Raw genomic sequence first — 24,962 nt, forward strand, 5'->3', positions numbered from 1 at the left:
AAGACCCGTTCATGACCGCATCCGAAGCCCTGAACCTGCCGGCCGGCAATCCCTTCGCGCAGGTCTGGGAGACGCCTTTCGGTTTGCCGCCCTTCGCCGAGATCCGCCCGGAGCATATCCATGAGGCCTATCCGGCGGCACTGGACAGGCACCGGGCCGAGATCGAGGCGATCAAGGCCGAGAAGGCGGAACCCGATTTCGCGAATACGATCGAGGCGCTGGAGCGTTCGGCCCGCGGGCTGAGCCGGCTCGGCGGCGTCTTCTACAATCTCGCCGGGGCGGACACGAACGAGGCTTTGCAGGCGATCGAACGCGAGATGTCGCCGGTGATGTCGCGTCACTGGTCCATGATCATGATGGACGAGGGGCTGTTCGCGCGGGTCGAGGCGGTTTTCCGTCGGCGCGAGAGCCTCGGCCTCGACGCCGAGCAGATGCGCTTGCTGGAGCGCACGCATCGCGGCTTCGTCCGCGCCGGCGCGCAGCTCGGGCCCGAGGACAAGGCGCGGCTCGCGGCGATCAACGAGCGGCTCGCCATGCTGGGCACCAGCTTCGGCCAGAACCTGCTCAAGGACGAGGCGGGCTATGCGCTGGTGCTGGAGAACGAGGCCGATCTCGTCGGTCTGCCGCCCTTCGTCGTCGCGGCGATGGCCCGGGCCGCGACCGATCGCGGCGAGGCAGGCAAGCATGCGGTGACCTTGTCACGTTCGGTGATCGAGCCTTTCCTGACCTTCTCGAAGCGACGTGATCTGCGCGAGGAGAGCTTCGCCGCCTGGAGCAGGCGCGGCGAGAATGGCGGCGAGACCGACAACCGCGCCATCGTCGCCGAGATGGTCAAGCTGCGGGCCGCGAAGGCGCGCCTGCTCGGCTTTGCCACCTTCGCCGATTTCAAGCTCGACGACAGCATGGCGAAGACGCCGGCGCGCGTGCGCGAACTGCTGGAGCTGGTCTGGAAACCGGCCAAGGCGCGCGCCGCGCAGGAGGCCGCCGACCTCGCGGCACTCGCCCGGGAGGAGGGCGAGAACGGCCCGATCCGCCCTTCGGACTGGCGCTATTACTCGGAGAAGGTGCGGCAGAAGACCTATGCGCTCGACGAGGCGGTGCTGAAACCCTATCTCCAGCTCGACCGCATCATCGCCGCGGCCTTCGACACCGCCGGCAAGCTCTTCGGGCTCGCCTTCGCCGAGCGCAAGGACCTCGCCGGCTACCATCCCGACGTCCGCATCTGGGATGTCACGGAGGCGGCGAGCGGCCGGCATATCGGGCTCTTCCTCGGCGATTATTTCGCCCGTGCCTCGAAGCGTTCGGGCGCCTGGATGAGCGCCTATCGCGGCCAGCGCAATCTCGACGGCGAGGTCCGGCCGATCATCGTCAATGTCTGCAATTTCGCCAAGCCGGCGGAGGGCAAGCCGGCGCTGCTCTCGATCGACGACGCCCGCACGCTGTTCCACGAGTTCGGGCACGCTTTGCACGGCCTGCTCTCGGACGTGACCTATGGCTCGCTGGCGGGAACCTCGGTCTCCCGCGATTTCGTCGAACTGCCCTCGCAGCTCTATGAGCATTGGTTCCTGACCAGAGAGGTGATGCAGCGCTTCTGCCTGCATGCCGAGACCGGCGAGCCGATCCCCGACGCGCTGATCGAAAGGATCCGGAAGGCTCAAACCTTCAACCAGGGCTTCGCCACGGTGGAATACACCTCGTCGGCGCTGGTCGACCTCGCCTTCCACTCGCTGGAGCTGCCGGCAGAGGTCGATCCGCTCGCCTTCGAGGCGGCAGAGCTTGCCCGGATCGGCATGCCCGGCGAGATCACCATGCGCCACCGCACCCCGCATTTCAGCCATGTCTTCTCGGGCGACGGCTATTCGGCGGGCTATTACAGCTATCTCTGGTCCGAGGTGATGGACGCTGACGCCTTCAACGCCTTCATCGAGGCGGGCGATGTCTTCGCGCCGGAAGTGGCCGGGAAGCTGCGGCGCTACATCTATTCGGCCGGCGATACGCGCGACCCGGCCGAGGCCTACACGCTGTTCCGGGGCCGGCTGCCGACGCCGGACGCCCTGCTCGAGAAGCGCGGACTGGCGGGATAGTCGGGAACTCGGGGCGTCATGGTCGGGCTTGTCCCGACCATCCGCGTCTTTGCTGGTCGCGTGTCGCTGCTCAAGCCGTCATGCTCGCCGCACGGGCGAGCATGACGGCGGGTGTTCTCACGGATAGCCGAATTTCGACTTGGTCGCGCGCAGCTGGGACAGCGCCCCGGCCTCGTTGCCGCCCGAACAGGTGGCGCGGGCCTTCTCGATCTCGGCGCTGACGCGGACATGGACGTTGCGGGTGGTGTGGCCGGTCTGGACGTCGTTGTCGACCACCGCCTGGAAGCGCTCGATCTCGCCGCCGCAGCCGCTGCCGGTCGGCATGCGGAAGGTGTTCGGGGTCACGCCGGTCGGCGCCTGCTCCGGCGAGGGGGCCGGCGGCGGGCCGGCGCTCTGGCAGGCGGCGAGCGCTAGGCAAAGGGCGGTTGCGAGAAGTCCAGCGCGCATGGTCGGCTCCGAAGCGGGATCGGCCGCGAGCATGACCGATTCCGTGCCGCCAGCCAATCATGAGCGGCCTGTGGACACAGTCTCGTCACCGGATTGCCGGATGCTGCCGCCATGACCATCGAAGCCCAGATCGTGCTCGCCGTCTTCGCCGACTATTTCCAGTTCTTCGTCCAGGACGAGGCGGCCAATGAGGATTTCGGTCCGCTCTGGACCGATGAGGCGGTCGAGCGCCTGATCGCTGCCGGCGATTGCAGCGTCGGGATCGGGACGGTGCGCAACATGTCGGTACCGGTCGCGCTGACGATCCACGCTGACGAGCCGGAGGATGATTTCCATGAGTGGGACCTGGTCAACGAATGCTCCCTCACGGTGCGTTCGGGCCGGATCGCGATTCTCGGCTGTACGGATGCGTTGCCGGAGGCGGCGCGGATTTCGCTCGCGCCCGGCCCCTATCGGCTGCGAGTCTCCTATTCGGGCCTCGACAGCCTGAGCGAGGACGGGCTCGACGGCGACGACTTCTACCGGCTGCAGCTCTGGCCGGCTCCGCTGGCCGGATTGCGGACCTTGAAGGAGAAGGCTGGCGCGAGCCGCTGATCGCGCCTTGCACAGCGGCCCGGAAATCGGTTACACAGCCTCATTCGAAGAGGAACGCCCGTGGCCGCATCCGCCACCCATGCCCTGAAGACCGACCGCGCGACCGCGCGGAGCGACGGCATGCGCGCTTCCCTCGTTCTTGGTCAGCTTCTTCTCCTTATCAGCCCCTGAGGGCCGGCCGGGCATGCATGCCTGGGCGCTCAGGGGAGTGACGAGAACCGAAATCCAGACCCTCCGCGCCGGATATCTCGCATAGCGGCGCGTTCCGAGCCAAGGAACAGCAGCATGACCGTCTCCAATAATGCTTCGTCGAAGGATCGCGTCCTGATCTTCGACACCACCCTGCGCGATGGCGAGCAGTGCCCCGGCGCGACCATGACCTTCGAGGAGAAGCTCGAGGTTGCCGACGTGCTGGACGCGATGGGCGTCGACGTGATCGAGGCCGGATTCCCGATCGCCTCCGATGGCGATTTCGAGGCGGTCTCCGAGATCGCCCGCCGGATCAAGCGCGCCACCGTGGCCGGGCTCGCCCGCGCCATCACCGCCGACATCGCCCGCGCCGGCGAGGCGGTACGCCATGCCGTGAAGCCGCGCATCCACACCTTCGTCTCGACCTCGCCGATCCATCTGCAGCACCAGATGCGCAAGACCGAGGACGAGGTGCTGGAGATCATCACCAAGACGGTGACGCAGGCCCGCAACCTGGTCGAGGACGTCGAATGGTCGGGCATGGACGCGACCCGCACGCCGATCGACTATCTGTGCCGGGCGGTCGAGACGGCGATCAAGGCCGGCGCGACGACGATCAACCTGCCGGACACGGTCGGCTATGCGACGCCGGACGAATACCGCGATATGTTCCGCCAGATCCGCGAGCGCGTGCCGAACGCCGACAAGGCGATCTTCTCGGCGCATTGCCACAATGATCTCGGCCTCGCCGTCGCCAATTCGCTGGCGGCGATCGAGGGCGGTGCCCGCCAGGTCGAATGCACCATCAACGGCATCGGCGAGCGTGCCGGCAATGCCGCGCTGGAGGAGATCGTCATGGCGCTGCGGGTGCGCGGCGACGTGCTGCCCTACGATACCGGCATCGAGGCGAGCATGCTGACCCGCGCCTCCAAGGCGGTCTCGACCGCCTGCTCCTTCCCGGTGCAGTACAACAAGGCGATCGTCGGCCGGAACGCCTTCGCCCATGAGAGCGGCATCCATCAGGACGGCATGCTGAAGCATCAGCAGACCTACGAGATCATGACGCCGGAATCGGTCGGCGTGACCAAGACCTCGCTGGTGATGGGCAAGCACTCCGGCCGTGCCGCCTTCCGCTCCAAGCTGAAGGAGATGGGCTACGATCTCGGCGACAACCAGATGGAAGACGCCTTCACCCGCTTCAAGGCGCTGGCCGACCGCAAGAAGCATGTCTACGACGAGGATATCGAGGCGCTGGTCGACGAGAACATCGCCACCGCCCATGACCGCGTGAAGCTGCTCTCTTTGACCGTCATTGCCGGGACGCGCGGGCCGCAGCGCGCGCTGATGAAGCTCGATGTCGAAGGTCGCGCCGTCACCGAGGAGGCCGAGGGCAACGGGCCGATCGACGCCGTCTTCAATGCGATCAAGGCGATCGTGCCGCATGAGGCGCGCCTGGAGCTCTATGATGTCCACGCCGTGACCGAGGGCACGGATGCGCAGGCCGAGGTCTCGGTGCGGTTGTCGCAGGACGGCGCTTCCGTCACCGGTCGCGGCGCCGATCCCGATACGCTGGTCGCCTCGGCCAAGGCCTATCTGGTGGCGTTGAACAAGCTGATCGCGCGCGGCGCGCGGACGCACGCGCAGGCCGCGGCCGAATAGGCCGCCCCGCCGAGGGCATGTTCTCAGGGCCGGTGTGCCGCGCTGTGACCGGCGCGGCACACCGGCCTTTTTTCTGGCCGGGACCGGGAACAAATTCTGGATTCGCGAAACGGATGCAGCTCTCATGCTGCGGGGGGCCATCGCGAGACCTAGTTGCCCATGACGTCGCGACGCCTTGTTCTCTTGGGCGCGCTCGCCCTGTTTCAGGCCGCTCCGGCAACGGCCCATACGGCGTTGCCGCCGGCATCCCCGGTCGCGCAGTCCGAGGAATATGCGCAGATCTGCATGGGCGAGATCGAGGCGCCGGACGCGGAGCGCCGGAGCGCCTGCGACGCTGCCCTGCAGGTCGAGCTAGGCCGTGCCGACCGGGCGGATCTGCTCGCCAGCCGCGGCTGGCTGGAGCAGGGGCGGGGCCGCAGGCAAGCGGCGTTGCGCGCTTTCGAAACTGCGTTGCGGATCAATGCCGGCCATCTCGCCGCGCTGCGCGGGCGGGCGGCGGTGCTCTCCGAGCTCGGCCGGCATCGCGAGGCCGAAGCAATACTCGCCTCAGGTCTCGAGGCCGGTCAGGCGACCGCCAGCCTGCTGGTCGACCGGGCCAATCTGCGCGAGCGACGCGGTGACCTTGCCGGGGCGCGCAAGGATCTCGATCACGGCCTGCGGCTCGATCCGTCCAGCGCCTGGGCGCGGCTGGCGCGGGCGCGGCTCCTGCAGCGCATCGGTGAGGACGAAGCTGCTCTGGAGGATCTCGACATGGCGCTCGAGATCGAGCCCGCGGTCGCCTCGCATCACTATCGCCGCGGTCTGTCCTTGTCCGCACTGGGGCGTCCGGCCGAGGCGGTCCAGGCGTTCGAGCGCGCCCTGCGTCTCGAACCGGCGGTGGCGCGGGGCTGGGTCGAGCGCGGCCGGGCCTTCGAATCCCTGCGGCAGATGGAGGCGGCGCTCGCGAATTATGAGCAGGCGCTGCGGCTCGAGCCGCGCAACGAGACCGCCCTGGCGCGTCGCGCTCTGGTGCTGCAACGCAGCGGCAGGCCGCTCCAGGCGATCTCGGCCTATGGCACGCTGATCGCCGCCTATCCGGAGACGGTCTTCGCCTTCAACAACCGCGCTCTGCTGCTGATCGAGCAGGGGCGGCAGGCCGAGGCGCTGGCCGATCTCGATCGGGCGCTGGTGCTGGCGCCGCGAGACGGCAACGGCCTGCGCAATCGCGCCCGCCTGCTGCTGTCGCTCGGTCGCAATGTCGAGGCGCTGCGCGATCTCGCCCTGGCCGGCCCCGGTCCCGATGCTTCCGGCTGGAACGCGCTGCGCGCCGATGCGCTGCTGGCGTCGGGGCGGGCGGAGTCGGCCAGGAAAGCCTATGAGGCCGCCTTGCGCGCGGATCCGAAGGACGTGGCGCTGCGCTTCGGCCTGGCGCTGGCCGAGGAGATGCTCGGCGAGAGGCTGGCGGCGCTGGCGGCCTATGGTGCGGTGCTGGCGCTCGACCCGTCGCATGAAGGCGCGATCGCGCGGCGGGAGGCGCTGCTTCCGGCGCTCGGACGTTCCATCGAGGCCTGGCCGATGCGCCTGGCCGCCTTCGTCCATGCGGCCAAGATCCAGTTCGGGCGGGAACGCGAGGCCTTCTGGCTCGCCTACAGCGCCGCCCGCACGCCGCCCGCCCCATCCGGCCGGAACGAGCTTGCCGAGCTCGATGCGGCTCTGGCGGTCGACCGGCTCGACCTGCAGCGCCTCGTGCGCCGCGCGCAATTCGGTATCGGCCAGCCACAACGCGAAACGCAGGCGCGGGAGGATATCGCGACGGCGCTCGGGCTCGACCCCGGCCACCCTGTCGCATTGATACTGCGCGCGCGGCTGCGTTTCCGCGAGGGTGCCTTCGCGGATGCCCTAGCCGACGCCGAAACGGCGCTGTTGCGGGCGCCGCGCTCGGTCGAGGCGCTGTTCCAGCGGGCCCGTGCATTGGAGGCGCGCGGGCAGGGCGCGGCGGCCTTGAAAGCCTATGACGATGTGCTCGCGGTTGCGCCCGCCAATCATGCCACACTGCTCAATCGCGGCCAGCTCCTGCAGCGTTTCCGCCAGTTCCAGCGCGCGCTCGGCGATTTCGACGCGGCGCTCCGTATCGACCGCAGCGATGCCGATGGCTGGCTCTCGCGGGCCGGGATCCGGGTGGCGCTCGGCGAGCCCGAGGCCGCGATCGCCGATTATCGCGAAGCGCTGGCGCTGGCGCCGAACCGTATCGACGTCGCGCTCGGCCTGACCCAGGCGCTGGTCAGCGCCGAGCAGCCGAGCCTGGCCATCGACGAGCTCGGCCGGCTGATCACGCGCTATCCCGAGCAGGCCGGTTTCTGGAACATGCGCTGTCTGATCCGCGCGGTCAGCGGGCAGGTGGCAGGTGCCCTGCCGGATTGCGAGGAGGCGCTGCGGCTTGCGCCGAACCAGAGCGGCGTCTTGCATACGCGCGCGCTGGTCCAGCTCAAGCGCGGCGATCTCGACGGCGCCATCGCCGATTATGACCGGGCGCTCTCGCTGGACGCCCGATTGGGACAGGCCTGGTATGGCCGGGCGATCGCCCATCAGCGCCGCGGTGACGAGGCCGAGGCGGCGTCCGATTTCGCTCGGGCGCGCGCGCTCGATGGCAGCGCCGGGGAGCGCTATCGCGCCTATGGTGTGACGCCCTGAGACGGTGGCGGGCGCGGGCCGCCTCTCAGATCGGCCAGCCGCGATCCGGCTTGATCGTCGCCAGCACGAAGGAGGAGCGCATATCGGCGACGCCGGGAAGCGTCAGCAGGCGCTGCATGGCGAATTCGCCATAGGCTTCGATGTCGCTGGCGACGATGTGGACGAGCAGGTCGCATTCGCCGGTCATCGCCTGGCAGGAGATGACCTCGTCGAAAGCCTGCAACTGCTCGATCAGCCGGGTACGCCAATCCGGATCGGATTGGGCGAGCTTGACCAGGGCATAGGCCTCGACGCCGTGGCCGAGCCTGCGGCGGTCGATCAGCGCCCGATAGCCGGCGATCACGCCGTCTTCCTCCAGCGCCCTCAGGCGACGCAGGCAAGGCGAGGGGGCCATGCCGATTTCCTCGGCGAGGGCGGCATTGGTCAGCCGTCCATTGCGCTGCAAGGCGCGCAGGATGCGCCGGTCGGTCGCGTCGAGGCGTGACGAGAAATTCGCCGGATGGGGCATGATCGGACCTCTTGGCGAAGTCGGTGCGCATATTCTGACGCATCTCCGCGCTGACGCGCAACAGAAAGTCAGGATGTGACTGGAGGAGCGGCGCAATATGGGGCAGCATTGGGAGATGCGCCATGACAACCGACCCGCTCAGCCGCTCGGGCTTGAGGCCTGACCAGGTTCCGGCCGATTTCGTCGTCGATCAGGGCTTCGACCGCTACAGTGGCGCCGACCATGGCACTTGGGCCCGGCTCTACCGGCGCCAGCATGATCTGCTTCAGGGCCGGGTCTGCGAGCCGTTCTTCGCCGGACTCACGGCACTCGGCATCGCCGCCGATGCGATCCCGGATTTCCGCGAGATCAACCGCGTCCTCAAAGCAGCGACCGGCTGGGAGGTGGTCGCGGTGCCGGGCTTGGTACCAGACCGGGTCTTCTTCACCCATCTCGCCGCACGCCGGTTTCCGGCGGGGTTCTGGATCAGGCGGCCGGAGGAGTTCGACTATATCGAGGAGCCGGACATCTTCCACGACATCTTCGGCCATGTGCCGCTGCTGATGAACCGCTCCTACGCCGATTTCGTCGCGGCCTATGGTGCGGCCGGTTTGCGCTATGCCGATCCGGCCGATCTGGCGCGGCTGGCGCGGCTCTACTGGTACAGCGTCGAGTTCGGGCTGATCGAGACGGAGGCGGGCCTGCGCATCTTCGGCGCCGGCATCGCCTCCTCGCCCGGCGAAACGCTCTATGCGCTGGAGAGCGCCAAGCCCAACCGCATCCGTTTCGATCCGGTCCGGGTGATGCGGACGCGCTACAAGATCGACGACTTCCAGCAGAGCTATTTCGTCCTGCCGGGCTTCGAGGCGATGCCCGACCTCGCCCCGGAGCCGCTGGAGCAGGCGATGGTGCAGGCGCGGGCACTGCCCGATCTCGGGGCCGAGGCCGTTATCGCAGGCGACAGGCTGGTCACGGCCGATGATCGGCAAAGGCGGCCGGCGGCCTGATCAGCAATGGCGTTATTCGGAGTGCCCGACCGGGCAGTCGAGCGGGGGGCTCCCTTCGATCTGCGCCGTCATTCCGGCTGGAGCGAAGCGGAACGCCGGAAACCATCGAAGGTCTCCGGTGCTCTGCGATGGAATCCGGGTCTGCGCCGCTACGCGACTTGCCCGGAATGACGACAGGGCCGGAGCGGTTCTGCGCTCGCTGAAGCAGCCTTTGAGCCGGCGCCCTCGGAACTGCCCGGGCGGGGGCCGGGTTTTCGGCTGGTTTTGTGACAGTGCGCCCTGTTTGCGGTGGACGGCGCCGGCCGCTCGCTTGGCGCCGGCCTGATTCTTGCCACTATTGCCTCCCGGTGCGCGCGGGCGCGATGGCTGGGAGCGGGCGAGATGGCTGGCTATTTTCCGAACTGGACTTTGAAGACCTCCGGCGACGTGATGCCGGACGAGCGCCTGCCGACCGGGCAGACCGTGATCGCCGGCTTGCAGCATGTCGTCGCCATGTTCGGCTCGACGGTGCTGGCGCCGATCCTGATGGGGTTCGACCCCAATGTCGCGATCTTCTTCTCGGGCATCGCGACGCTGCTGTTCTTCGTCATCACCGGCGGGCGGCTGCCGAGCTATCTCGGCTCCTCCTTCGCCTTCATCGGCGTCGTCATCGCCGCCACCGGCTATTCCGGCTCCGGTCCCAATCTCAACCTGCCTGTGGCGCTCGGCGGTATCATCGCCTGCGGCGCCGTCTATGCGCTGATCGGCCTGATCGTGAAGGGGGTCGGCACGCGCTGGATCGAGAAGCTGCTGCCGCCGGTCGTCACCGGCGCGGTGGTCGCCGCGATCGGTCTCAATCTGACCGCGGTCGCGATCAACATGATCTCGGCCAGCCCCTACACCAAATGGGTCGCGCTGTTCACCGTGGTCGCGGTCGCCATGATCGCCGTCTATGGTCGCGGCCTGGCCCAGCGGCTGCCCGTTCTGATCGGCGGCCTTGCCGCCTATATCCTCTATTCCGCGACGGCTTCCGCCTTCGGCGCGCCGCCGATCGATTTCGGCAAGGTCGCTGCCGCCGCTTGGTTCGGGCTGCCGAACTTCGTCGCGCCGGTCTTCGAGCCCAAGGCGATCGCCCTAATCGTGCCGGTCGCGATCATTCTGGTCGCCGAGAATCTCGGGCACATCAAAGGCATCTCGGTGATGACCGGGCGCAATCTCGACAACCTGATCGGGCGCGGCTTCTTCGCCGACGGCGTCGGCACGATGATCGCAGGCTCGGGCGGCGGCACCGGCGTCACCACCTATGCCGAGAACATGGGCGTGATGGCGGTGACGCGGGTCTACTCGACGCTGGTCTTCGTCGCTGCCGGCGTGATCGCGCTGCTGCTCGGCTTCTCGCCAAAGTTCGGCGCGGTGATCGGCACGATCCCCGTCGCGGTGCTGGGGGGGCTCGCGGTCGTCGTCTTCGGCCTGATCGCGGCGACTGCCGGCCGGATCTGGGTCGAGAACAAGGTGAACTTCGCCGATCCGAAGAATCTGCTCACCGTCGCGACCGCGCTGATTCTCGGTGCCGGCGACCTGAAGCTGCCGATCTTCGGCTATGAGCTCGGTGGCATCGGCACGGCGACCTTCGCGGCCATCGCGCTCTATCATCTTCTGGATCGCCGGAAGACTGCCTGAACACTGAGAAAGCAGCCGAAAACGGCCAAAAAATCGCTCCGACGTGCCATCTGGCGGACTCGTCCCCAAGGCGTGCCGGAGCTCTTCAAAGAAGTTTGCATATTTCTGTCGTAGACGGGTGGACAGGGCAGGGGGTGTTTGCTACATCGCCGCCTGTCGGGACGCGGTCCACGCCTCGCCGACGACGTCTTCGTGGCGTATGGGTGATTAGCTCAGTTGGTAGAGCAGCTGACTCTTAATCAGCGGGTCGTAGGTTCGAGCCCTACATCACCCACCACGATCTCAAAAGCCTAGGCGGCTAGGGCCGTCTGGCGTTTTCAAGAAGCATTGCATTTGTGGCGTGACGCTCGGTATCTGTGCGCCGCCTTCTCTGCTTCGTCCGATCCTCCGTGAAATCCAAAAAGCGCCGGCGGTTGTCGTGCAGGGAAGCCGGGCTGCAGATGGCGGCGCGGGCCTGGCTGCGTGGAAGCGCTATTGCCTTGCGATACCCGATTTTGTCTTCTGATTGTCGGAAGCATCCATTTGTCAGATCGGGACAACACCATGTACCTTATTGCCGTCGTGCTCATGGCGATTGCGAGCGGTAGCGCTGCTGCCGCCAGCTTCAAGGGTTATCAATGCTCCTCTGACTGCTCCGAGCACCAGGTAGGCTATAACTGGGCTTACAGTAAGGGGCTCCGAAAGAGCGCCGAATGCCCGGTGGTCGTCTGGAGGCAGTCGTTTTATGAAGGCTGCTTGGCGGCCGTAAAGGAGAAGGCATCACGGAGCCGCCGTCCGAAGGGACCCTGAAACCGCGACATGGATAAGGGGCTGGATCGCCAGTTCGCCTCCGAGAGGATGCGCGGCGTTTCCGTGTGGGCAGATCTCTCGCCCGCCGGCGCGCCGGTTATTTCCGCGACGCCAGGAGGCTTGCAAGCCAGCCGCTTTCGGATGTCCGCCCGTCCTCCGGGGTGAACTCGGCAGGGGGCTCGGTCGGAACGCGACACAAGATGTCGATCTCCTCGATCGACAGATCGAGGAAGACGAGCAGCATCGGATTGGGAGCGAACACGCCTCCCGCCTTCGGCCCCATCTGATCGTTCAACAGCTTCAGCTTTCGGCATGCCTCATCCCTTTAGGGCCTGCGGCAATCGCCGCAGCAACCCCCATTCGGGTGATGAACGCCAGCGCCGACGGAAAGCGCCGCCGATGGCCGGGCCCGTGACGGCCACCCTGCGGACGGACTCCCGACAAGACGGCGAGTCTCGTGCCGCTCTCTCTCCTGTGCGGAGGCTCGCTGCGCGCCAGCCTCCGCGATTCAGCGCTCCTATGGCGCTGGTCTGATGGCACGGCAGCGACTTGTTATCAGGGCAAGACGGAGGGGTGTAAAAGCCTCGATCTTCAATCGAGACGTGGTGGCGTCATTGTTGTTTTCTTGAGTGTTGCTATTTTATTGATGTAGCTTCAGTTTAGATGTTGTGGAGTCAAGTATAATCAGGTTTGACAGTCGAAATCTTCCTGTGCGATCTTTTGTTCATGGCGGCGCCGGGCGAGCTTGATCCGGATGCCAGTCATGGCCTTTCGGGAGACTGATCGATGGCGAGTTCGCTGCCTCGGGTGACCTATTCCAATATCGGCGTGGATTTCAGCGCGGTGTTCGCGCGACTCTCCACCAGTATCGAGACGGCGCTGGCAGCGCCGGCGGAACTCCATCCCAACCTGATCGGCGGCGCATGGGACCAGGCCGGTACGCAATACGAGGCGCGCAGCCCGATCGACGGCAAGTTGCTGGGCCGCTTCGTCGAAGCTGGGCCGGCAGAGGTCGGTCGGGCCGTGGCAGCGGCACGCCAGGCCTGTCGCGGCTGGGCCGCGACGCCATGGCAGGAGCGTGTGGCTCTGCTCCGGCGCGTCGCGGAGCGGCTGGAAGCCCATAAGTTCGCGGTCGCTGCCGCCTGCCTGCGCGAGGTCGGAAAATCCTTTGGCGAGGCGATGGGCGAGGTCGAGGAAGCCGTCGATCTCGTGCGCTATTATTGCGACGAGATGGAGCGCAATGACGGTTTCCGGCGGCCATTGCAGCGGGCCGTCGCGATCGAGGAAACCTCGGATGTGCTGCGCCCCTACGGCGTCTTCGCGGTCATCGTGCCGTTCAACTTCCCGGTTGCGCTCGGCATCGGCATGCTGACCGGGGCCTTGGTCGCCGGCAATGCGGTCGTGCTCAAGCCGAGCCCCTTTGCGGGATTGACCGGCGGCTGGCTCGCCCGGCTGTGCGAGGAGGCCGGGCTTCCCGCCGGGGTGCTCAACCTCGTCTGCGGCGGGGCCGTCACCGGCCAGGCTTTGGTCGATCATCCGGATGTCGCCGGCTATGCCTTCATCGGCTCGCATGCGGTGGGAACGAAAATCCTGCGCAGCGTCGCGGCCGGGCCGTTCAACCGTCCGGTGATCATCGAGATGGGCGGCAAGAATCCGAGTTATGTGACCGCCAGCGCCGAACTGGATGTTGCGGCCGAAGGCGTGATGCGTTCGGCCTTCGGACTGCAGGGCCAGAAATGCTCGTCGGGCTCCAAGGTCTATGTCGCGCGGGCTGTCTATGACGACTTCATGCGACGGCTGGTCGAGCGCACGGCCGCCCTGAAGATCGCCCCGCCGCTGCAGCCCGACGTGTTCATGGGTCCGGTGATCGACGAGAACGCCGCGACGCGCTACCGGAAAGCCTGCGAGGAAGCCGGGCGCGACGGAAAGATCCGCTTTGGCGGGGCGCGGCTCTCCGGCGGCGTCCATGATGGCGGCGCCTATCTGCAGCCGACGATCGTCGAAGGGCTTGCCCCGGGCCACAGGCTGAACAAGGACGAACTGTTCCTGCCCTTCCTCTCGGTGCAGCCCTATGACCGGCTGGAGGATGCGATCGCCGACGGCAACGACGTCCTCTACGGCCTGACGGCGGGCGCCTATGCGACCGACGAGGCGGAGCTCGAGCTCTTCCTCGATCGGGCCGAGGCGGGAGCGCTCTATGCCAACCGCGCCAGCGGCGCGACCACCGGCGCCTGGCCCGGCGTGCAGACCTTCTGCGGCTGGAAGGGCTCGGGTGTCGCCGGCAAGGGCGGGCTCGGCCCCTATTATGTGCCGCAGTTCATGCGCGAACAGAGCCGGACCATCATGCGCTCCGGCAGCGGAAAATGACGGGCTAGATCGCCGCGCGCCCGTTCGGACGCGGTCACGGTGATCTATCTTTTTGTTATTGCATCGGAGTTTTCCGAAAAGTGGATTCCACTGTTCGGTCCGATGCTAAAAGGGCGCGGCCGCCGATCTGGCGGCTCGCGCCCGCGAGCCGATCGCTCACTGCTTCTTGCCGTCCTTGCCGAACTGCTTGAGGAAGGCCGTCAGATCGCCGATCTCCTTGTCGTTCTTGATGCCGGCGAAGACCATCTTGGTGCCGGGGATCTTGGCCTTGGGGTCCTTGATGTATTCGGCGAAGATCGCCTCGTTCCAGGTGATGTCGGCGCTCTTGTTGGCGGTGGAGTAGCTGTAGCCTTCGACGGCGCCGGTATGCCGGCCGAACAGCCCGTTGAGATGCGGTCCAACGCCGTTCTTCGCGGTCTCGCCGATCTGGTGGCAGGCGCGGCACTTGTTCCAGGAACGCTCGCCGGCGGCGATGTCCTGGGCGTTCGCGGAGGTCGCGGCGAATGCCGCGGCAATCAGGGTCGCGCTGGTCAGAAATCGCATGCTTTGTCCTTGTCTCCGGGGGCTTGAAAAAAGAGGCCGCGCGGGGCGCGGCCTTCAGTCCGGCGCTGCGCGGGAGGTCGCGGCGCAGGTGTTCCTCGTCAGCTGAACATGTCGGCGGTGATGCCGGCATACCAGCCCATGTTTTCGGCCTGGTTCTCCTTGCGCAGCTCGGCGCTTTCGCCGGGCTTGGAGACGAAGGTCTCGGTCGCCGCGATCTTGCCGTCCTTGGGCTCGTAGCGGCCGCCGACCTTGATGGTGTCGTCGGGCGCGACCAGCGACCAGCAGGTGTTGACGTAGCGGGCCGGGAAGGTGCGGGCATTGGTCAGCTCGCCGCGGATCGTCATCGCCGCGACCTTGGCCTGGCTGTTGGCCGAGAAGGCGGATTTCGGCATGTCGCCGGCGATGCAGGCGTCGCCGAGCACGAAGATGTTCGGGTCGACGGTCGATTTCATCGTCGCGGCATCGATGGCGCAATAGCCGCCGGCCGGCGCCAGCCCGGCGCTGCGGGCGATCTCGCCGGCCATCTGCGCCGGGATGACGTTGACGAAGGCGCAGTCCTTGTAGGTCTCGAAGCCGGTGACGACGGTGTTGGTCTTCGGATCGACCGATTTGATCCCGTCATGGATCTTGGGGCCGAGCCATTCGATCATCGACCGGTAGCGCTTCTCCCAGTCGGCCTGGAAGACGCCCTGCTTGGAGAAGCTCTCCTTGGGGTCGAGGATGATGATCTTGGCGTCCTTCTTGCCGGCCTGCTGCAGCACATGCGCGAACATCGAGGCGCGCTCATAGGGGCCGGGCGGGCAGCGATAGGGGTTCGGCGGGGCGATCATCACGATGGTGCCGCCATTGGGCACGGCATCGAGCCGCTGCTTGATCAGCTGGGTCTGGCGGCCGGGCTTCCAGCCATGCGGCATCTGCTCCTCGACCTCCTTCGACCAGCCGGGAACGGAATCGTATTTCAGGTCGATGCCGGGCGAGACGACGAGGCGGTCATAGGGCAGGCGCTGCCCGGTCGAGAGTACGACCTCCTTCTTGTCGCGGTCGATCTGGGTCGCCCGCGCCCGTGCCAGCGTGATGCCGTGGTTCTTCGCCAGTGCATCGTAGCCGTGGACGATCTCCTCGTATTTGCGGAAGCCGCCGACATAGAGATTGGAGTGAAAGCAGGTCTGATAGCTCTCGTTCTCCTCGACCAGCGTCACCGCGATGGCGCCCTGGCTGTCCTTGGCGATGTAGCGCGCCGCCGTAGCGCCGCCGGCGCCGCCGCCGATCACCACGACGCGGGGCTTGGCCTGGCCGAGAACGCCCGGTGCTCCCAATGCGAAAGTTCCGGCTGCCGACAGGCCGGTCAGGACGACGGAGCGGCGATTGATCTGCATGTCTCTCTCCCCAGTGCTCGTTCGATCGACATCGTCCTGCGACATCGTCTTGTCGGTAGTCCCGGTGGCCTCTTGCGGACCTGTCCGATCTTCATCCGCCCCAGCCGCGGCGCGCAATCGCACGCTCAACGGCTCGGCTTCAGGCTTTCATAATAGGCGGCGAGCGCATCCATCTCCTCGCGCGTCAGGCGTCCGGCGATGGTCTGCATCACCTGGTTGTCGCGCTGCTTGTCGCGATAGGTGATCATCAGCGCGATGAACTGGTCGGCCGGGTGGCCGATAATGGCCGGGATGCCGCCGACCTGCCGGCCGCTGCTCTGATGGCAGGTCGTGCATTCGGAGGAGAGATATTCTCCCAGGGCCTTGTCGCCTGTGGCGCTGGCCGGACCGGCCGACAGCGCGAGCGCCGTCGCGACCGAGCCGAGCCAGGCCGGAACCGGAAAGGTGCCCGCCATCAGTCGACCTTCGGCGCCGATTTCGAATCGGGCGTCACGTCCAGGACCACGGCGCGCCCCGTGATCTTCGCCTCGGTCTTGCAGTTCGTCATGCAGGGCTCCTTGCCCCAGAACGCCTTCTCGGTGGTCTCGCGATCATCGTCGTAGAATGCGGCGGCGTTGGGCAGCTTCACCGAGGTGAAGTTCTTGTCCGTGAGCTCGAACTCCTCATCCTTCACGATGTCGTTCAGGTAGAGCAGATAGGCCGTCAGGGCGTAGATCTCGTCGGGGCTCAGCGACTGGGCGTTGCCATAGGGCATGGCGCGCCGGATGTAGTCGTACACCGTCGAGAGATCGGGCCAGAACGAGCCGATGGTCTTCTCGGGCCGGTCGGCCTTGAGCGAGCCCTGGCCGCCGGCGAGCACCGGCCAGCGGCCATTGCCCTGGCCGAACTCGCCATGGCAGCTCGCACATTGCGCCTGGAAGATCTCGTCGCCCTGCTTCACCGTGCCCTTGCCGGGCGGCAGGCCCTTGCCATCGGGACGCACGGCGATGTCCCAGGCCTTGATTTCCTCCGGCAGAGCCGGGCGGCCGAGGCCGAGCGCCGGCGTCTTGGCGGGCGAGGCGTGAGCAGGCGTGGCGGCAGGAGCCTGCGGTTTGGCGGTCTGGGCGATCAGCGGGCCGGCGCCGATAATGGCGAGACCGGCCAGGCCTGCGAGGAGAACCGGCTTAAGCGATCTCGACATTCTCGGTCTCCCCGTTCGCCTTCACATGCCAGGTCTGGATGCCGTTATTGTGGTAGATGGAGTTGACGCCCCGGACCTTGCGCAGTTCCTCCTTGGTCGGCTGAACATAGCCGGTGGAATCGATGGCTCGCGACTGGATCAGCAGCTCCTGGCCGGCCCAGTCGAAATCGACATAGAAGCGGGTCAGCGACTTATCGAGCACGGGCCCGTCGATCCTGGCCGATTGCCAGTTCCTGCCACCGTCGAGCGTGACGTCGACGCGCTTGATCGTGCCGCGCCCCGACCAGGCGAGGCCGGTGAGGACGTTGCGGCCCTTGTGCTTGAGCGGGGCCTGCGGCGAGGGATTGGTCACCACCGACTTGGCGTCCATGATGAAGGTGTAGCGGCGCGAGCGGCCATCGGCGAGCAGGTCGGTGTATTTCGAGGTCTCCTCGCGGGCCTGCCAGGGCATGTCGCCGACCTCGATCCGGCGCAGCCACTTCACCCAGATATTGCCTTCCCAGCCGGGCACCACGGCGCGCAGCGGGTAGCCCTGCTCGGGGCGCAGCGCCTCGCCGTTCATGGCGAAGGCGATCAGCACGTCGTCGAGTGCCTTCATCACCGGCAGGGAGCGGTTCATGCCGGAGGAATCGGCGCCTTCGAGCATCAGCCATTTGGCATTGGGCTTGAGCCCGGCCTCGGCGAGCAGCAGCTTCAGCGGCACGCCGGTGTACATGACGTTATGGATCATGCCGTGGGTGAACTGGCAGCCATTGAGCTGCGCCCCGCGCCATTCCATGCCGGAATTGGCGGCGCATTCCAGGAAGTGGACATGGTTCTGGCGTGGCATGCGCCTGAGGTCTTCCATGGTGAAGACCAGCGGCTTTTCGACCAGCCCATGGATCATCAGCCGGTGATTGGCCGGATCGATATCGGCGATGCCGCCATGATGGCGCTCGAAGCACAGCCCGGAAGGGGTGATGATGCCGTCGAGCTCGTGCAGCGGCGTGAAGTTGACCGAGGATTCGGGAGAGGCCGTCAGCCAGGAGACGTCGCGGCGCATGACATGCTTCTCGAAGCGCGAGGGCGTGCCATAGGGGCGCTTGTCGACGCCTTCGCCGAGATAGCGGTTCCAGTCCTGGACCTCGGTGATCAGCGGATCGGGAGCGGGCGCCTGGGCGCGCGCGGGCAGAGTGCTGGCGGCTAGGCCCGCGCCGGCCACCCCGGCTGCGCCGAGGAAGCGGCGGCGGCTGAGCGGCCCGGCCTGGTTTTCAGAGCTCATGGGCATACGTCCTGGTTGGGCGAGGGCAGGCGGCTCGAAAGACCGCGTCAGGCCCCGGTGACTTTGACGGCGTCGTTCGGCTTGATGGTGATCGTCTTGGTCGCGGCGACATGGTCGCGGACCACGTCCCAGATCGGCGGCCCCTGCGTGCCTTCGTTGACGCTGGCCCAGCCGGAGACGACGTATTTCTTCGCGGCCTCGATCGGCTGGCCGGACTTCAGATGCGTCAGGCCGGAGATGCGGCCGCCCATCGGCTTGCCGACATCGATCGCGTAGCCCATGCCGCCGACCCGGACCATGTCGCCGCCGCCCTGGAAATAGGGGTCCGGGTGGAAGATGTTGTCGGCGACGTCCTCGAGGATCTCCTTGAGCTGGGCGCCGGTCATCTCCATGCGGTAGCAGTTGGGATAGGTGATCGCGGTGGCGTTGGTGATCGCCTCCCAGGTGATGGCGTCGCCCGGCAGCAGGCTGCCGCCCCAGCGGAAGCCCGGCGAGAGCGCGATCTCGGCGTCGCGTTGGCTCAGCATCGCGTCGCAGATCAGATCGTCGAAGGAGCCGTTGAAATTGCCGCGCCGGTAGAGCAGCGACTCCGTCCGGCCGATCTCTCTGGCGAGATCGGCGGCGTAGGGCTCGCGGACCTTCCGGATCAGTGCCGCCATCTCGGCGTCGGGGGCGATGGCTTCGGAGAAGACCGGCATCAGCTTGAAGCGGATATCGGAGACCTTGCCATCCTTCACGGCGATGTCGAGCCGCGACAGGAATTTGCCATGCGAGCCGGAGGCGACGAGCACGGTGTCGCCGACGCGGATCATCCCCGGCATCGCATCATGGGTGTGGGCGGTCAGGATGATGTCGAGACCCTTGACCCTGGAGGCCAGCTTCTTGTCGACGTCGAAGCCGTCATGGGAGAGCAGCACGACGATGGCGGCGCCCTCGGCGCGGGCTTCCTCGACCTGCTTCTGGATTTCCTCCTCGCGGATGCCGAACTCCCAGTCCGGGAACATCCAGCGCGGATTGGCGATCGCGGTCCGGGGCAGGGCCTGGCCGATCACGGCGATCTTGACGCCGCCCCTCTCGAAGACCTTGCGCGGCGGGAAGACCGGCTCGTTCCATTCCTTGTCGCGGATGTTCTGGGCGAGGAAGGCGAAGGAGGCGCTCTCGGCGATCTCCTTGACGCGCTCGGCCCCGAGCGTGAACTCCCAATGGCCGACCATGGCGTCGGTCTTCAGCGCCGACATCACCTCGACCATGTCCTGGCCCTTGCTCTGAAGCGAGCTCCAGCTGCCCTGCCAGGTGTCGCCGCCGTCGAGCAGCAGAACCTTGTCGTCGCCGCGCTCGGCCCGGATCGCCTTGGCGAGCGTCGCGACGCGGTCGAGCCCGCCCATCCGGCCATAGGTCTTGGCCAGGCTGGTGAAATCATCGGAGGTCAGTGCGAAGGCGTCGGCCGAGCCGGCTGCGATCTTGAAATGCGCGCGGAACTCGGCGTCGACGAGATGCGGAGGCTGGCCCTTGGCTGCGCCGACGCCGAGATTGACCGAGGGCTCTCGGAAATGCAGCGGCATCAGCTGCGCATGGATGTCGGTGACATAAAGAAGCGTCACCGTGCCCAGCGGGTCGAAGCGCAGGATATCGGCCTGGGAGAGCTTCTGCTGCGCGGCCGCCCTGCCGAGCGGGCCAAGGCCGGAGGCCGTGGCAATCGCCGCCGCGGCCGCCGTGGCCTGAAGGAATTCGCGTCTCGAGATCATGACTCATCCTTTGGATGCGCGCACATCGCGATCCATGGGCTCTTCAAGTGGCGCTTGGGCCGTCATTGCGAGGGGCGAGGCGACGAAGCAATCCAGGAGCGGCAGAGCTCTGAGAGACTGGATTGCTTCGCTAGCGCTCGCAATGACGAGAGGGCTCAGCCGACCGTGATCTTGTTCTTGGCGGTGTATTCGGAGCCGTCATCATCCTTCCAGGTGAAGGTGAACTCGCCGGATTCCGTCGCCTTGAAGAAAAAGGACTGGTAGGGGTTGGCGGAAATAGCCGGCTGCCAGTCGGCCGAGAAGACCGGCTTGCCGTTGAAGCTCGCGCTGAACTTGTTCAGGATCTTGCGCGGGATCGTCTTGCCTTGCGAATCCTTGCGCTGGCCCGATTCCATCTCGTGCGAAATCAGGGTCTTGATCTCGATCAGCTCGCCGGCGGCGGCCTTGGCCGGCACGCGCACGCGCGGGGTGGGCTTGGTGGTCATGGGGGCATCCTCACCTTGAAGCGTCGTTGTTCTCGTTGAAGCGGCGGCGAAATCAGCCGCCGCAGCCGCCGATCGTGACCTTGATGTTGGCCTTGGCCATGTGCAGCGAGCCGTTCGACATCTCGGCGACGCAGATGATGTTCTGGGTCTGGGCGAGGCGCATGCGGGTGGCAGCCGAGGCCTTACCGCAGGCCGGCGTGAACGTGTAGCTCACAATGCCCGGCAGCGGGTTGCCGTCGGCATAGATGTGGACGGCCTTGACGTAGTCGGCCTCGGTCATCGGGCTCTCGACCTCGACGTTCACGGGCACGACCAGGCCGTTCTCGGCGATCTCAGGCACGTCGAGCTTGATCTTGCCTTCGCCCAGCTTCTTGTCGCCATAGAGCTTCTTGATCTCGGCCTCGACGGCCTTCTCATCGGCGAAGGCGAGGCGCGAGCCCAGCAGGCTGGCGAAGGCGGCAATGGCGCCGGCCGTGATCGTGCTGCGGCGCGTAAGCCCTGAAGACATCGGGTTTCCTCCTTTGAAATGTTCTTGTTTCGCTCTTGACGGCGGGGCCGGCTCGCGATCATTCTCACGTATCGTGATATTGTTTTTTGTGAATGTAAAGCCCCTCCAAAGAGAGAGGCGTACAGCACGGGCCGCGAAAACGCGGTTGCGAGAGGGAACGAAAGGGCAAGGGATGAAGCTCCCCATGATCGGGGCGGCCGTGCTGGCTGCCGCCATGACAATGGCCGCAGGCCATCTGACCGCGCAGTCGCCACCGCTCGACGATAGCGAAAAGGAAATCGAGCGCTATCGCCAGATGCTGTCGGACCCGTTCTCCAATCCGGGCTTCCTGGCGGTCGACCGCGGCGAGGTGCTCTGGGCGGAGAAACGCGGCACCAAGAACGCTTCGCTGGAGGCCTGCGATCTCGGCGAGGGGCCGGGCAAGCTCGAAGGCGCCTTTGCCAAGCTGCCGCGCTATTTCGCCGATGCCGACAAGGTGATGGACACCGAGCAGCGCCTGCTCTGGTGCATGGACAAGCTCCAGGGCCTCGACACCAAGGAGGTGGTGATGCGGCGCTTCTCCGGTCCGGCCCGGGCTTCCGACATGGAGGATCTCGTCGCCTTCATCGCCAACAAGTCGAGCGATATGAAGATCCAGCCGCAGCTTTCCCATGCCAAGGAAAAGGAGATGGCGGCGGTCGGCGAAGCGCTGTTCTACACCCGCGGCGGCGTCAACGATTTCTCCTGCGCCACCTGCCATGCCGAGGAAGGCAAGCGCATCCGCCTGCAGGGGCTGCCGAACCTTTCGGTGAAGGGAAAGCCCGCGCAGGAGACGATGGCTTCCTGGCCGACCTATCGCGTCTCGCAGAGCGCGCTGCGCACCATGCAGCACCGGCTCTGGGACTGCTATCGCCAGCAGCGCTGGCCGGTGCCCGGCTATGGCACCGACGCGCTGACTGCTCTCACCGTCTTCCTGCAGAAGCAGGCAGAAGGCGGCGAGATCAAGGTTCCGTCGATCAAGCGCTGAAGGGGCACGACATGATGAAGCACATCTTCGCCGGTGCCGCGCTGCTGCTTTCGGCCGGCGCGGCGCTTGCCGACGAGCGGCCGAGCCAGGCCGTGATCGACGCTTACCTTGCCGCGACCTTCGGCAAGGCGCCGCCGGAATGGCAGGCCCGGATCAAGCCGGACGAGTCGCTCGCCGTCTGCAACACGACCCGCAACACCCCGTCCTCGGCTGAATCCGAGGCGATGTTGAAGCGCGAATCGGCGCGCGTCTCCTATCCCGCCGACGGAAAATTCCTCGGCGACTGGAAGAAGGGCTATCAGGTCGCCAATAACGGGCGCGGGGGTCAGTTCTCCGACGCGCCGAACACCGTCTCCGGCGGCAACTGCTTCGCCTGCCACCAGCTCGACCCGAAAGAGGTCAGCTATGGCACGCTCGGCCCGAGTCTCGCCGCCTATGGCAAGGACCGGAAATACGATCCGGAGACGATCAAGGACGCCTATACCAAGATCTACAACTCGATGGCTGTGGTGCCCTGCTCGAACATGCCGCGCTTCGGCGTCAACAAGGTGCTCGACGAGCAGCAGATCAAGGATGTGATGGCCTATCTGTTCGACCCGGAATCGCCGGTGAACAAGTAGCGACAAAGGTGCAGGCGGGGGCGATCCGCTCTTGCGGCCGGGAAGACGGTGAAGGCGGGTCGCATCTGCGGCCCGCCTTCTTCGTTTCGGCTCAGCCCGACTTGACCGGATTGCGCTTCAGCCAGTCGGGGAAGGGCGCGCTGTCATAGCCCTTCTCGCGGACATAGCGGAACATCGCCAGGAATTGCGGCGGCTCGAGCAGGCCGGGCATGCGTGCGACTTCGCGGGCTTGTGGCTTGCGATCCTTCAGCCCGTCCGCATGTTCGGGCAGGAACTGGATCGTCGGGGTGAACCTGACCCCGTAGCGCTCGCCGAGCTGCTTCTCGCCGAGCTTACCGCCGTCGAAATCGGTGACCTCGCGCGCGCCGATATGGTTGAGGTGCAGCACCTCGAAATTCGCCTTGATGTAGCCTTCGATGGCGGGGTCGGCGAGATGGACCTCGTGCATGCGGCGGCAGGCCGGGCAGCCCTTCAGCCCCCACATGATGGCGAGCCGCTTGCCGTTGGCGGTCGCGCCCTGCAGGTCCTCGGCGAGGTCGAGGAAGCTCTCGAGATACCAGTCGAGATGGTAGAGCCCGTCCTCGCCCAGGGTGGCGGCGGCCGCCGCCGGTTTGGCCAGCGTCGCCGCGAGGGCGGTGCCCAGCAGGATTCTGCGCGTCAGCATCAGCCTCTCCCTATCCGATCGTGCCGAGGGCCGGAAATGTCTGGAGCAGCCAGCCGGCCAGGACCGGCATGGTGCCGGTCATGAACAGCAGGCCGGTGACGACGAGGGCCGCGCCCATGGTCTTCTCGACCACCGGCATGTGGCGGCGGAACCGCGCCATCAGATTGAGGAACGGGCCGGCGAACACGGCCGCGAGCAGGAAGGGCACGCCGATCCCCAGCGAATAGGCGGCGAGCAGGGTGGCACCGCGGGCGGCGGTTCCTTCCGCCCCGGCGACCATCAGCACCGTCGCCAGCACCGGTCCGACGCAAGGGGTCCAGCCGAAGGCGAAGGCGAGGCCGACGAGATAGGCTCCGATCATGCTCGCCGGCTTGCGCTCGGTCTGGAAACGCGCCTCGCGATAGAGCAGGGGGATCCGCAGCCAGCCGAGGAAATGCAGGCCCATGATCAGGATCAGCGCGCCGGCGATGATCGAAAGCGTCTCGAAATAGGCGGTGACGACGGTGCCGATGGTCGAAGCGGTGGCGCCGAGCGCGACGAAGACGGTGGTGAAGCCGAGCACGAAGGCGCCGGCCATCATCACGATCCGGCGCGACTGGCGGGCCTCGAGCCTGCCGCTCGAACCGGACAATTCGCCGATGCCGACCCCGGCCAGGAAGCAGAGATAGGGCGGCACCAAAGGCAGCACGCAGGGGCTGAGGAAGGAGAGCAGCCCGGCCATGAAGGCACCTGCGATCGAGATGTCGAACACGCCCTGATCCTGCCTCTGGTTTATATATCTGAATACGACTATGTTAACGGGATGAATGCAACCGCCAATGTCATGCGTGCCTTGCTTGTCGCCTCTGCGCTGCTGCTGCCGGCCATGGCGGCGCGCGGTGCGGAACTCCTGATGTTCGAGCGCGCGGGCTGCGTCTGGTGCGAGCGCTGGGACCGCGAGGTCGCCCCTGGCTACGACAAGACGGCGGAGGGGCGGGCGGCACCGCTGCGGCGGATCGACCTCGGCAAGGGCGGCGCGCCTGAGACTGGCCTCGCCAAGCCGGTGCGTTACACGCCGACCTTTGTGCTGGTTTCTGAGGGGCGCGAGATCGGCCGGATCACCGGCTATCTCAGCAACGACACGTTCTGGGGTTTGCTTGGCAAGATGCTAGCTGACATAGAAAAGACGATAGAGCGAACGAGCGGCCTGTCCGCGACAATGGAAAAGCAATGAGCGCGATCGTTTCCAAGGCTCTCGAGACCGAGCTGCGCGACGGCGAGGAGTTCTCGCCCGAGCTCGATGTCCTGATGCGCAAGGCACGCAAGGCGAGCGATTTCCTCAAGGCGCTCTCGCATGAGAACCGCTTGCTGCTGCTCTGCCTGCTCGCAGAACGCGAGCGCACGGTGACCGAGCTGGAGCATATCCTTTCGCTGCGTCAGCCCATGGTGTCTCAGCAATTGGCGCGGCTGCGGCTCGACCAGCTGGTGACGACGCGAAGGGATGGAAAGGCGATCTATTACAGCCTCGCCAACGACGATGTCAGGCGCGTGATCTCGGTGATCTACGACATTTTCTGCGGACCGCAGAAGCCGGCGAAAGAGGATTGACGACCGAAATGGTTCCCTCGCCTGTGCGCTGAGCC

The 24,962-nt window shown here is 66.4% G+C and carries 24 protein-coding genes and 1 tRNA gene; 12 read left to right on the plus strand and 13 right to left on the minus strand.

Annotated elements, in window-relative coordinates; all coding sequences use genetic code 11:
• Positions 1–11 precede the first annotated feature (11 nt).
• Entirely contained in the window at positions 12–2,084 is a 2,073-nt protein-coding gene (locus AC3RCC_RS11090) for a M3 family metallopeptidase (RefSeq protein ID WP_492258439.1), read from the plus strand.
• A gap of 117 nt (positions 2,085–2,201) precedes the next feature.
• Here AC3RCC_RS11090 and AC3RCC_RS11095 read toward each other — a convergent pair whose 3' ends face one another.
• On the minus strand, positions 2,202–2,531 hold the full coding sequence (locus AC3RCC_RS11095) for a hypothetical protein (protein ID WP_291635917.1): 330 nt from the start codon (positions 2,529–2,531) through the stop codon (positions 2,202–2,204).
• A gap of 111 nt (positions 2,532–2,642) precedes the next feature.
• On the opposite strand from AC3RCC_RS11095, the gene AC3RCC_RS11100 reads away from it, so the two are divergent.
• The 3 genes from AC3RCC_RS11100 to AC3RCC_RS11110 all read left to right on the plus strand — a co-directional run bounded on the left by AC3RCC_RS11100 (position 2,643) and on the right by AC3RCC_RS11110 (position 7,643).
• Entirely contained in the window at positions 2,643–3,125 is a 483-nt protein-coding gene (locus AC3RCC_RS11100; protein WP_492258440.1) for a hypothetical protein, read from the plus strand.
• Between the two features lie 285 nt (positions 3,126–3,410).
• On the plus strand, positions 3,411–4,973 hold the full coding sequence (locus tag AC3RCC_RS11105; protein ID WP_291635919.1) for a 2-isopropylmalate synthase: 1,563 nt from the start codon (positions 3,411–3,413) through the stop codon (positions 4,971–4,973).
• A 159-nt stretch (positions 4,974–5,132) separates the two neighbouring features.
• Entirely contained in the window at positions 5,133–7,643 is a 2,511-nt protein-coding gene (locus AC3RCC_RS11110; RefSeq protein ID WP_492258441.1) for a tetratricopeptide repeat protein, read from the plus strand.
• A 25-nt stretch (positions 7,644–7,668) separates the two neighbouring features.
• On the opposite strand, the gene AC3RCC_RS11115 is transcribed toward AC3RCC_RS11110, so the two are convergent.
• Positions 7,669–8,151, minus strand: a complete 483-nt coding sequence (locus AC3RCC_RS11115; RefSeq protein WP_291635921.1) for an Lrp/AsnC family transcriptional regulator — start codon at positions 8,149–8,151, stop codon at positions 7,669–7,671.
• A 122-nt stretch (positions 8,152–8,273) separates the two neighbouring features.
• Here AC3RCC_RS11115 and phhA point away from each other — a divergent pair, with 122 nt between their 5' ends.
• From phhA to AC3RCC_RS11130, 3 genes are all read left to right on the plus strand, one after another.
• Positions 8,274–9,137, plus strand: coding sequence for a phenylalanine 4-monooxygenase (gene phhA / locus AC3RCC_RS11120; protein ID WP_492258442.1), 864 nt, complete (start codon positions 8,274–8,276; stop codon positions 9,135–9,137).
• 381 nt (positions 9,138–9,518) lie between these two features.
• Positions 9,519–10,796, plus strand: coding sequence for a solute carrier family 23 protein (locus AC3RCC_RS11125; protein ID WP_492258443.1), 1,278 nt, complete (start codon positions 9,519–9,521; stop codon positions 10,794–10,796).
• A 201-nt stretch (positions 10,797–10,997) separates the two neighbouring features.
• A tRNA-Lys gene (locus AC3RCC_RS11130) sits at positions 10,998–11,073 on the plus strand.
• A 609-nt stretch (positions 11,074–11,682) separates the two neighbouring features.
• Here the strand turns inward: AC3RCC_RS11130 and AC3RCC_RS11135 are convergent.
• A complete protein-coding gene (locus AC3RCC_RS11135) occupies positions 11,683–11,847 on the minus strand; it encodes a hypothetical protein (protein WP_291635925.1) in 165 nt (54 codons plus the stop codon).
• Between the two features lie 524 nt (positions 11,848–12,371).
• On the opposite strand from AC3RCC_RS11135, the gene AC3RCC_RS11140 reads away from it, so the two are divergent.
• A complete protein-coding gene (locus AC3RCC_RS11140; protein ID WP_492258444.1) occupies positions 12,372–13,952 on the plus strand; it encodes an aldehyde dehydrogenase family protein in 1,581 nt (526 codons plus the stop codon).
• A gap of 156 nt (positions 13,953–14,108) precedes the next feature.
• On the opposite strand, the gene AC3RCC_RS11145 is transcribed toward AC3RCC_RS11140, so the two are convergent.
• The 8 genes from AC3RCC_RS11145 to soxY all read right to left on the minus strand — a co-directional run bounded on the left by AC3RCC_RS11145 (position 14,109) and on the right by soxY (position 21,050).
• The gene (locus AC3RCC_RS11145) at positions 14,109–14,495 is read right to left on the minus strand and encodes a c-type cytochrome (RefSeq protein ID WP_291635929.1); all 387 of its coding nucleotides are present in this window, start codon (positions 14,493–14,495) and stop codon (positions 14,109–14,111) included.
• 98 nt (positions 14,496–14,593) lie between these two features.
• Positions 14,594–15,871: an NAD(P)/FAD-dependent oxidoreductase gene (locus AC3RCC_RS11150; RefSeq protein WP_291646884.1), complete on the minus strand. Its 1,278-nt coding sequence runs from the start codon at positions 15,869–15,871 to the stop codon at positions 14,594–14,596.
• A gap of 125 nt (positions 15,872–15,996) precedes the next feature.
• Positions 15,997–16,326, minus strand: coding sequence for a c-type cytochrome (locus AC3RCC_RS11155; protein ID WP_291635933.1), 330 nt, complete (start codon positions 16,324–16,326; stop codon positions 15,997–15,999).
• Entirely contained in the window at positions 16,326–17,051 is a 726-nt protein-coding gene (locus tag AC3RCC_RS11160) for a c-type cytochrome (protein WP_291635935.1), read from the minus strand. The genes AC3RCC_RS11155 and AC3RCC_RS11160 overlap by 1 nt, the downstream gene beginning before the upstream one ends.
• Complete coding sequence (gene soxC / locus AC3RCC_RS11165) at positions 17,035–18,312, minus strand: sulfite dehydrogenase (RefSeq protein WP_291646882.1); 1,278 nt, start codon at positions 18,310–18,312, stop codon at positions 17,035–17,037. The genes AC3RCC_RS11160 and soxC overlap by 17 nt, the downstream gene beginning before the upstream one ends.
• A gap of 47 nt (positions 18,313–18,359) precedes the next feature.
• Positions 18,360–20,057, minus strand: a complete 1,698-nt coding sequence (gene soxB / locus AC3RCC_RS11170; protein WP_492258445.1) for a thiosulfohydrolase SoxB — start codon at positions 20,055–20,057, stop codon at positions 18,360–18,362.
• 155 nt (positions 20,058–20,212) lie between these two features.
• Positions 20,213–20,542: a thiosulfate oxidation carrier complex protein SoxZ gene (gene soxZ / locus AC3RCC_RS11175; RefSeq protein ID WP_291635940.1), complete on the minus strand. Its 330-nt coding sequence runs from the start codon at positions 20,540–20,542 to the stop codon at positions 20,213–20,215.
• Positions 20,543–20,594: 52 nt separating this feature from the next.
• Positions 20,595–21,050, minus strand: a complete 456-nt coding sequence (gene soxY / locus AC3RCC_RS11180) for a thiosulfate oxidation carrier protein SoxY (protein WP_291635942.1) — start codon at positions 21,048–21,050, stop codon at positions 20,595–20,597.
• 214 nt (positions 21,051–21,264) lie between these two features.
• On the opposite strand from soxY, the gene soxA reads away from it, so the two are divergent.
• Entirely contained in the window at positions 21,265–22,056 is a 792-nt protein-coding gene (gene soxA, locus AC3RCC_RS11185) for a sulfur oxidation c-type cytochrome SoxA (protein WP_452117950.1), read from the plus strand.
• Positions 22,057–22,070: 14 nt separating this feature from the next.
• Entirely contained in the window at positions 22,071–22,676 is a 606-nt protein-coding gene (gene soxX / locus AC3RCC_RS11190; protein ID WP_492258775.1) for a sulfur oxidation c-type cytochrome SoxX, read from the plus strand.
• A 91-nt stretch (positions 22,677–22,767) separates the two neighbouring features.
• Here soxX and AC3RCC_RS11195 read toward each other — a convergent pair whose 3' ends face one another.
• Together AC3RCC_RS11195 and AC3RCC_RS11200 are read right to left on the minus strand one after the other, a co-directional pair.
• Positions 22,768–23,340 carry a SoxW family protein gene (locus AC3RCC_RS11195; protein ID WP_291635944.1) on the minus strand — a complete coding sequence of 191 codons (573 nt, stop codon included), beginning with the start codon at positions 23,338–23,340 and terminating at the stop codon, positions 22,768–22,770.
• A 10-nt stretch (positions 23,341–23,350) separates the two neighbouring features.
• Positions 23,351–24,061, minus strand: coding sequence for a cytochrome c biogenesis CcdA family protein (locus AC3RCC_RS11200; protein WP_291647041.1), 711 nt, complete (start codon positions 24,059–24,061; stop codon positions 23,351–23,353).
• Positions 24,062–24,142: 81 nt separating this feature from the next.
• On the opposite strand from AC3RCC_RS11200, the gene AC3RCC_RS11205 reads away from it, so the two are divergent.
• Both AC3RCC_RS11205 and AC3RCC_RS11210 read left to right on the plus strand, forming a co-directional pair.
• Positions 24,143–24,553, plus strand: a complete 411-nt coding sequence (locus tag AC3RCC_RS11205; RefSeq protein WP_492258446.1) for a thioredoxin fold domain-containing protein — start codon at positions 24,143–24,145, stop codon at positions 24,551–24,553.
• On the plus strand, positions 24,550–24,927 hold the full coding sequence (locus AC3RCC_RS11210; protein ID WP_291635949.1) for an ArsR/SmtB family transcription factor: 378 nt from the start codon (positions 24,550–24,552) through the stop codon (positions 24,925–24,927). Before AC3RCC_RS11205 ends, AC3RCC_RS11210 begins: the two co-directional genes overlap by 4 nt.
• Positions 24,928–24,962 lie beyond the last annotated feature (35 nt).

The sequence above is a fragment of the Allobosea sp. GW823-FHT01F03 genome (assembly GCF_058798075.1).

Excerpts from the sequence above, each read along its gene's own strand:
- AC3RCC_RS11090 (WP_492258439.1), top strand. The coding sequence starts at position 12 with ATGACCGCATCCGAAGCCCTGAACCTGCCGGCCGGCAATCCCTTCGCG.
- AC3RCC_RS11115 (WP_291635921.1), bottom strand. The coding sequence starts at position 8,151 with ATGCCCCATCCGGCGAATTTCTCGTCACGCCTCGACGCGACCGACCGG.
- soxX (WP_492258775.1), top strand. The coding sequence starts at position 22,071 with ATGAAGCACATCTTCGCCGGTGCCGCGCTGCTGCTTTCGGCCGGCGCG.
- AC3RCC_RS11160 (WP_291635935.1), bottom strand. The coding sequence starts at position 17,051 with ATGTCGAGATCGCTTAAGCCGGTTCTCCTCGCAGGCCTGGCCGGTCTC.
- AC3RCC_RS11150 (WP_291646884.1), bottom strand. The coding sequence starts at position 15,871 with ATGCAGATCAATCGCCGCTCCGTCGTCCTGACCGGCCTGTCGGCAGCC.
- AC3RCC_RS11195 (WP_291635944.1), bottom strand. The coding sequence starts at position 23,340 with ATGCTGACGCGCAGAATCCTGCTGGGCACCGCCCTCGCGGCGACGCTG.
- AC3RCC_RS11110 (WP_492258441.1), top strand. The coding sequence starts at position 5,133 with ATGACGTCGCGACGCCTTGTTCTCTTGGGCGCGCTCGCCCTGTTTCAG.
- AC3RCC_RS11200 (WP_291647041.1), bottom strand. The coding sequence starts at position 24,061 with ATGGCCGGGCTGCTCTCCTTCCTCAGCCCCTGCGTGCTGCCTTTGGTG.
- soxC (WP_291646882.1), bottom strand. The coding sequence starts at position 18,312 with ATGAGCTCTGAAAACCAGGCCGGGCCGCTCAGCCGCCGCCGCTTCCTC.
- AC3RCC_RS11155 (WP_291635933.1), bottom strand. The coding sequence starts at position 16,326 with ATGGCGGGCACCTTTCCGGTTCCGGCCTGGCTCGGCTCGGTCGCGACG.
- AC3RCC_RS11210 (WP_291635949.1), top strand. The coding sequence starts at position 24,550 with ATGAGCGCGATCGTTTCCAAGGCTCTCGAGACCGAGCTGCGCGACGGC.
- soxY (WP_291635942.1), bottom strand. The coding sequence starts at position 21,050 with ATGTCTTCAGGGCTTACGCGCCGCAGCACGATCACGGCCGGCGCCATT.
- phhA (WP_492258442.1), top strand. The coding sequence starts at position 8,274 with ATGACAACCGACCCGCTCAGCCGCTCGGGCTTGAGGCCTGACCAGGTT.
- soxA (WP_452117950.1), top strand. The coding sequence starts at position 21,265 with ATGACAATGGCCGCAGGCCATCTGACCGCGCAGTCGCCACCGCTCGAC.
- AC3RCC_RS11125 (WP_492258443.1), top strand. The coding sequence starts at position 9,519 with ATGGCTGGCTATTTTCCGAACTGGACTTTGAAGACCTCCGGCGACGTG.
- soxB (WP_492258445.1), bottom strand. The coding sequence starts at position 20,057 with ATGATCTCGAGACGCGAATTCCTTCAGGCCACGGCGGCCGCGGCGGCG.
- AC3RCC_RS11205 (WP_492258446.1), top strand. The coding sequence starts at position 24,143 with ATGAATGCAACCGCCAATGTCATGCGTGCCTTGCTTGTCGCCTCTGCG.
- AC3RCC_RS11140 (WP_492258444.1), top strand. The coding sequence starts at position 12,372 with ATGGCGAGTTCGCTGCCTCGGGTGACCTATTCCAATATCGGCGTGGAT.
- soxZ (WP_291635940.1), bottom strand. The coding sequence starts at position 20,542 with ATGACCACCAAGCCCACCCCGCGCGTGCGCGTGCCGGCCAAGGCCGCC.
- AC3RCC_RS11145 (WP_291635929.1), bottom strand. The coding sequence starts at position 14,495 with ATGCGATTTCTGACCAGCGCGACCCTGATTGCCGCGGCATTCGCCGCG.
- AC3RCC_RS11095 (WP_291635917.1), bottom strand. The coding sequence starts at position 2,531 with ATGCGCGCTGGACTTCTCGCAACCGCCCTTTGCCTAGCGCTCGCCGCC.
- AC3RCC_RS11100 (WP_492258440.1), top strand. The coding sequence starts at position 2,643 with ATGACCATCGAAGCCCAGATCGTGCTCGCCGTCTTCGCCGACTATTTC.
- AC3RCC_RS11105 (WP_291635919.1), top strand. The coding sequence starts at position 3,411 with ATGACCGTCTCCAATAATGCTTCGTCGAAGGATCGCGTCCTGATCTTC.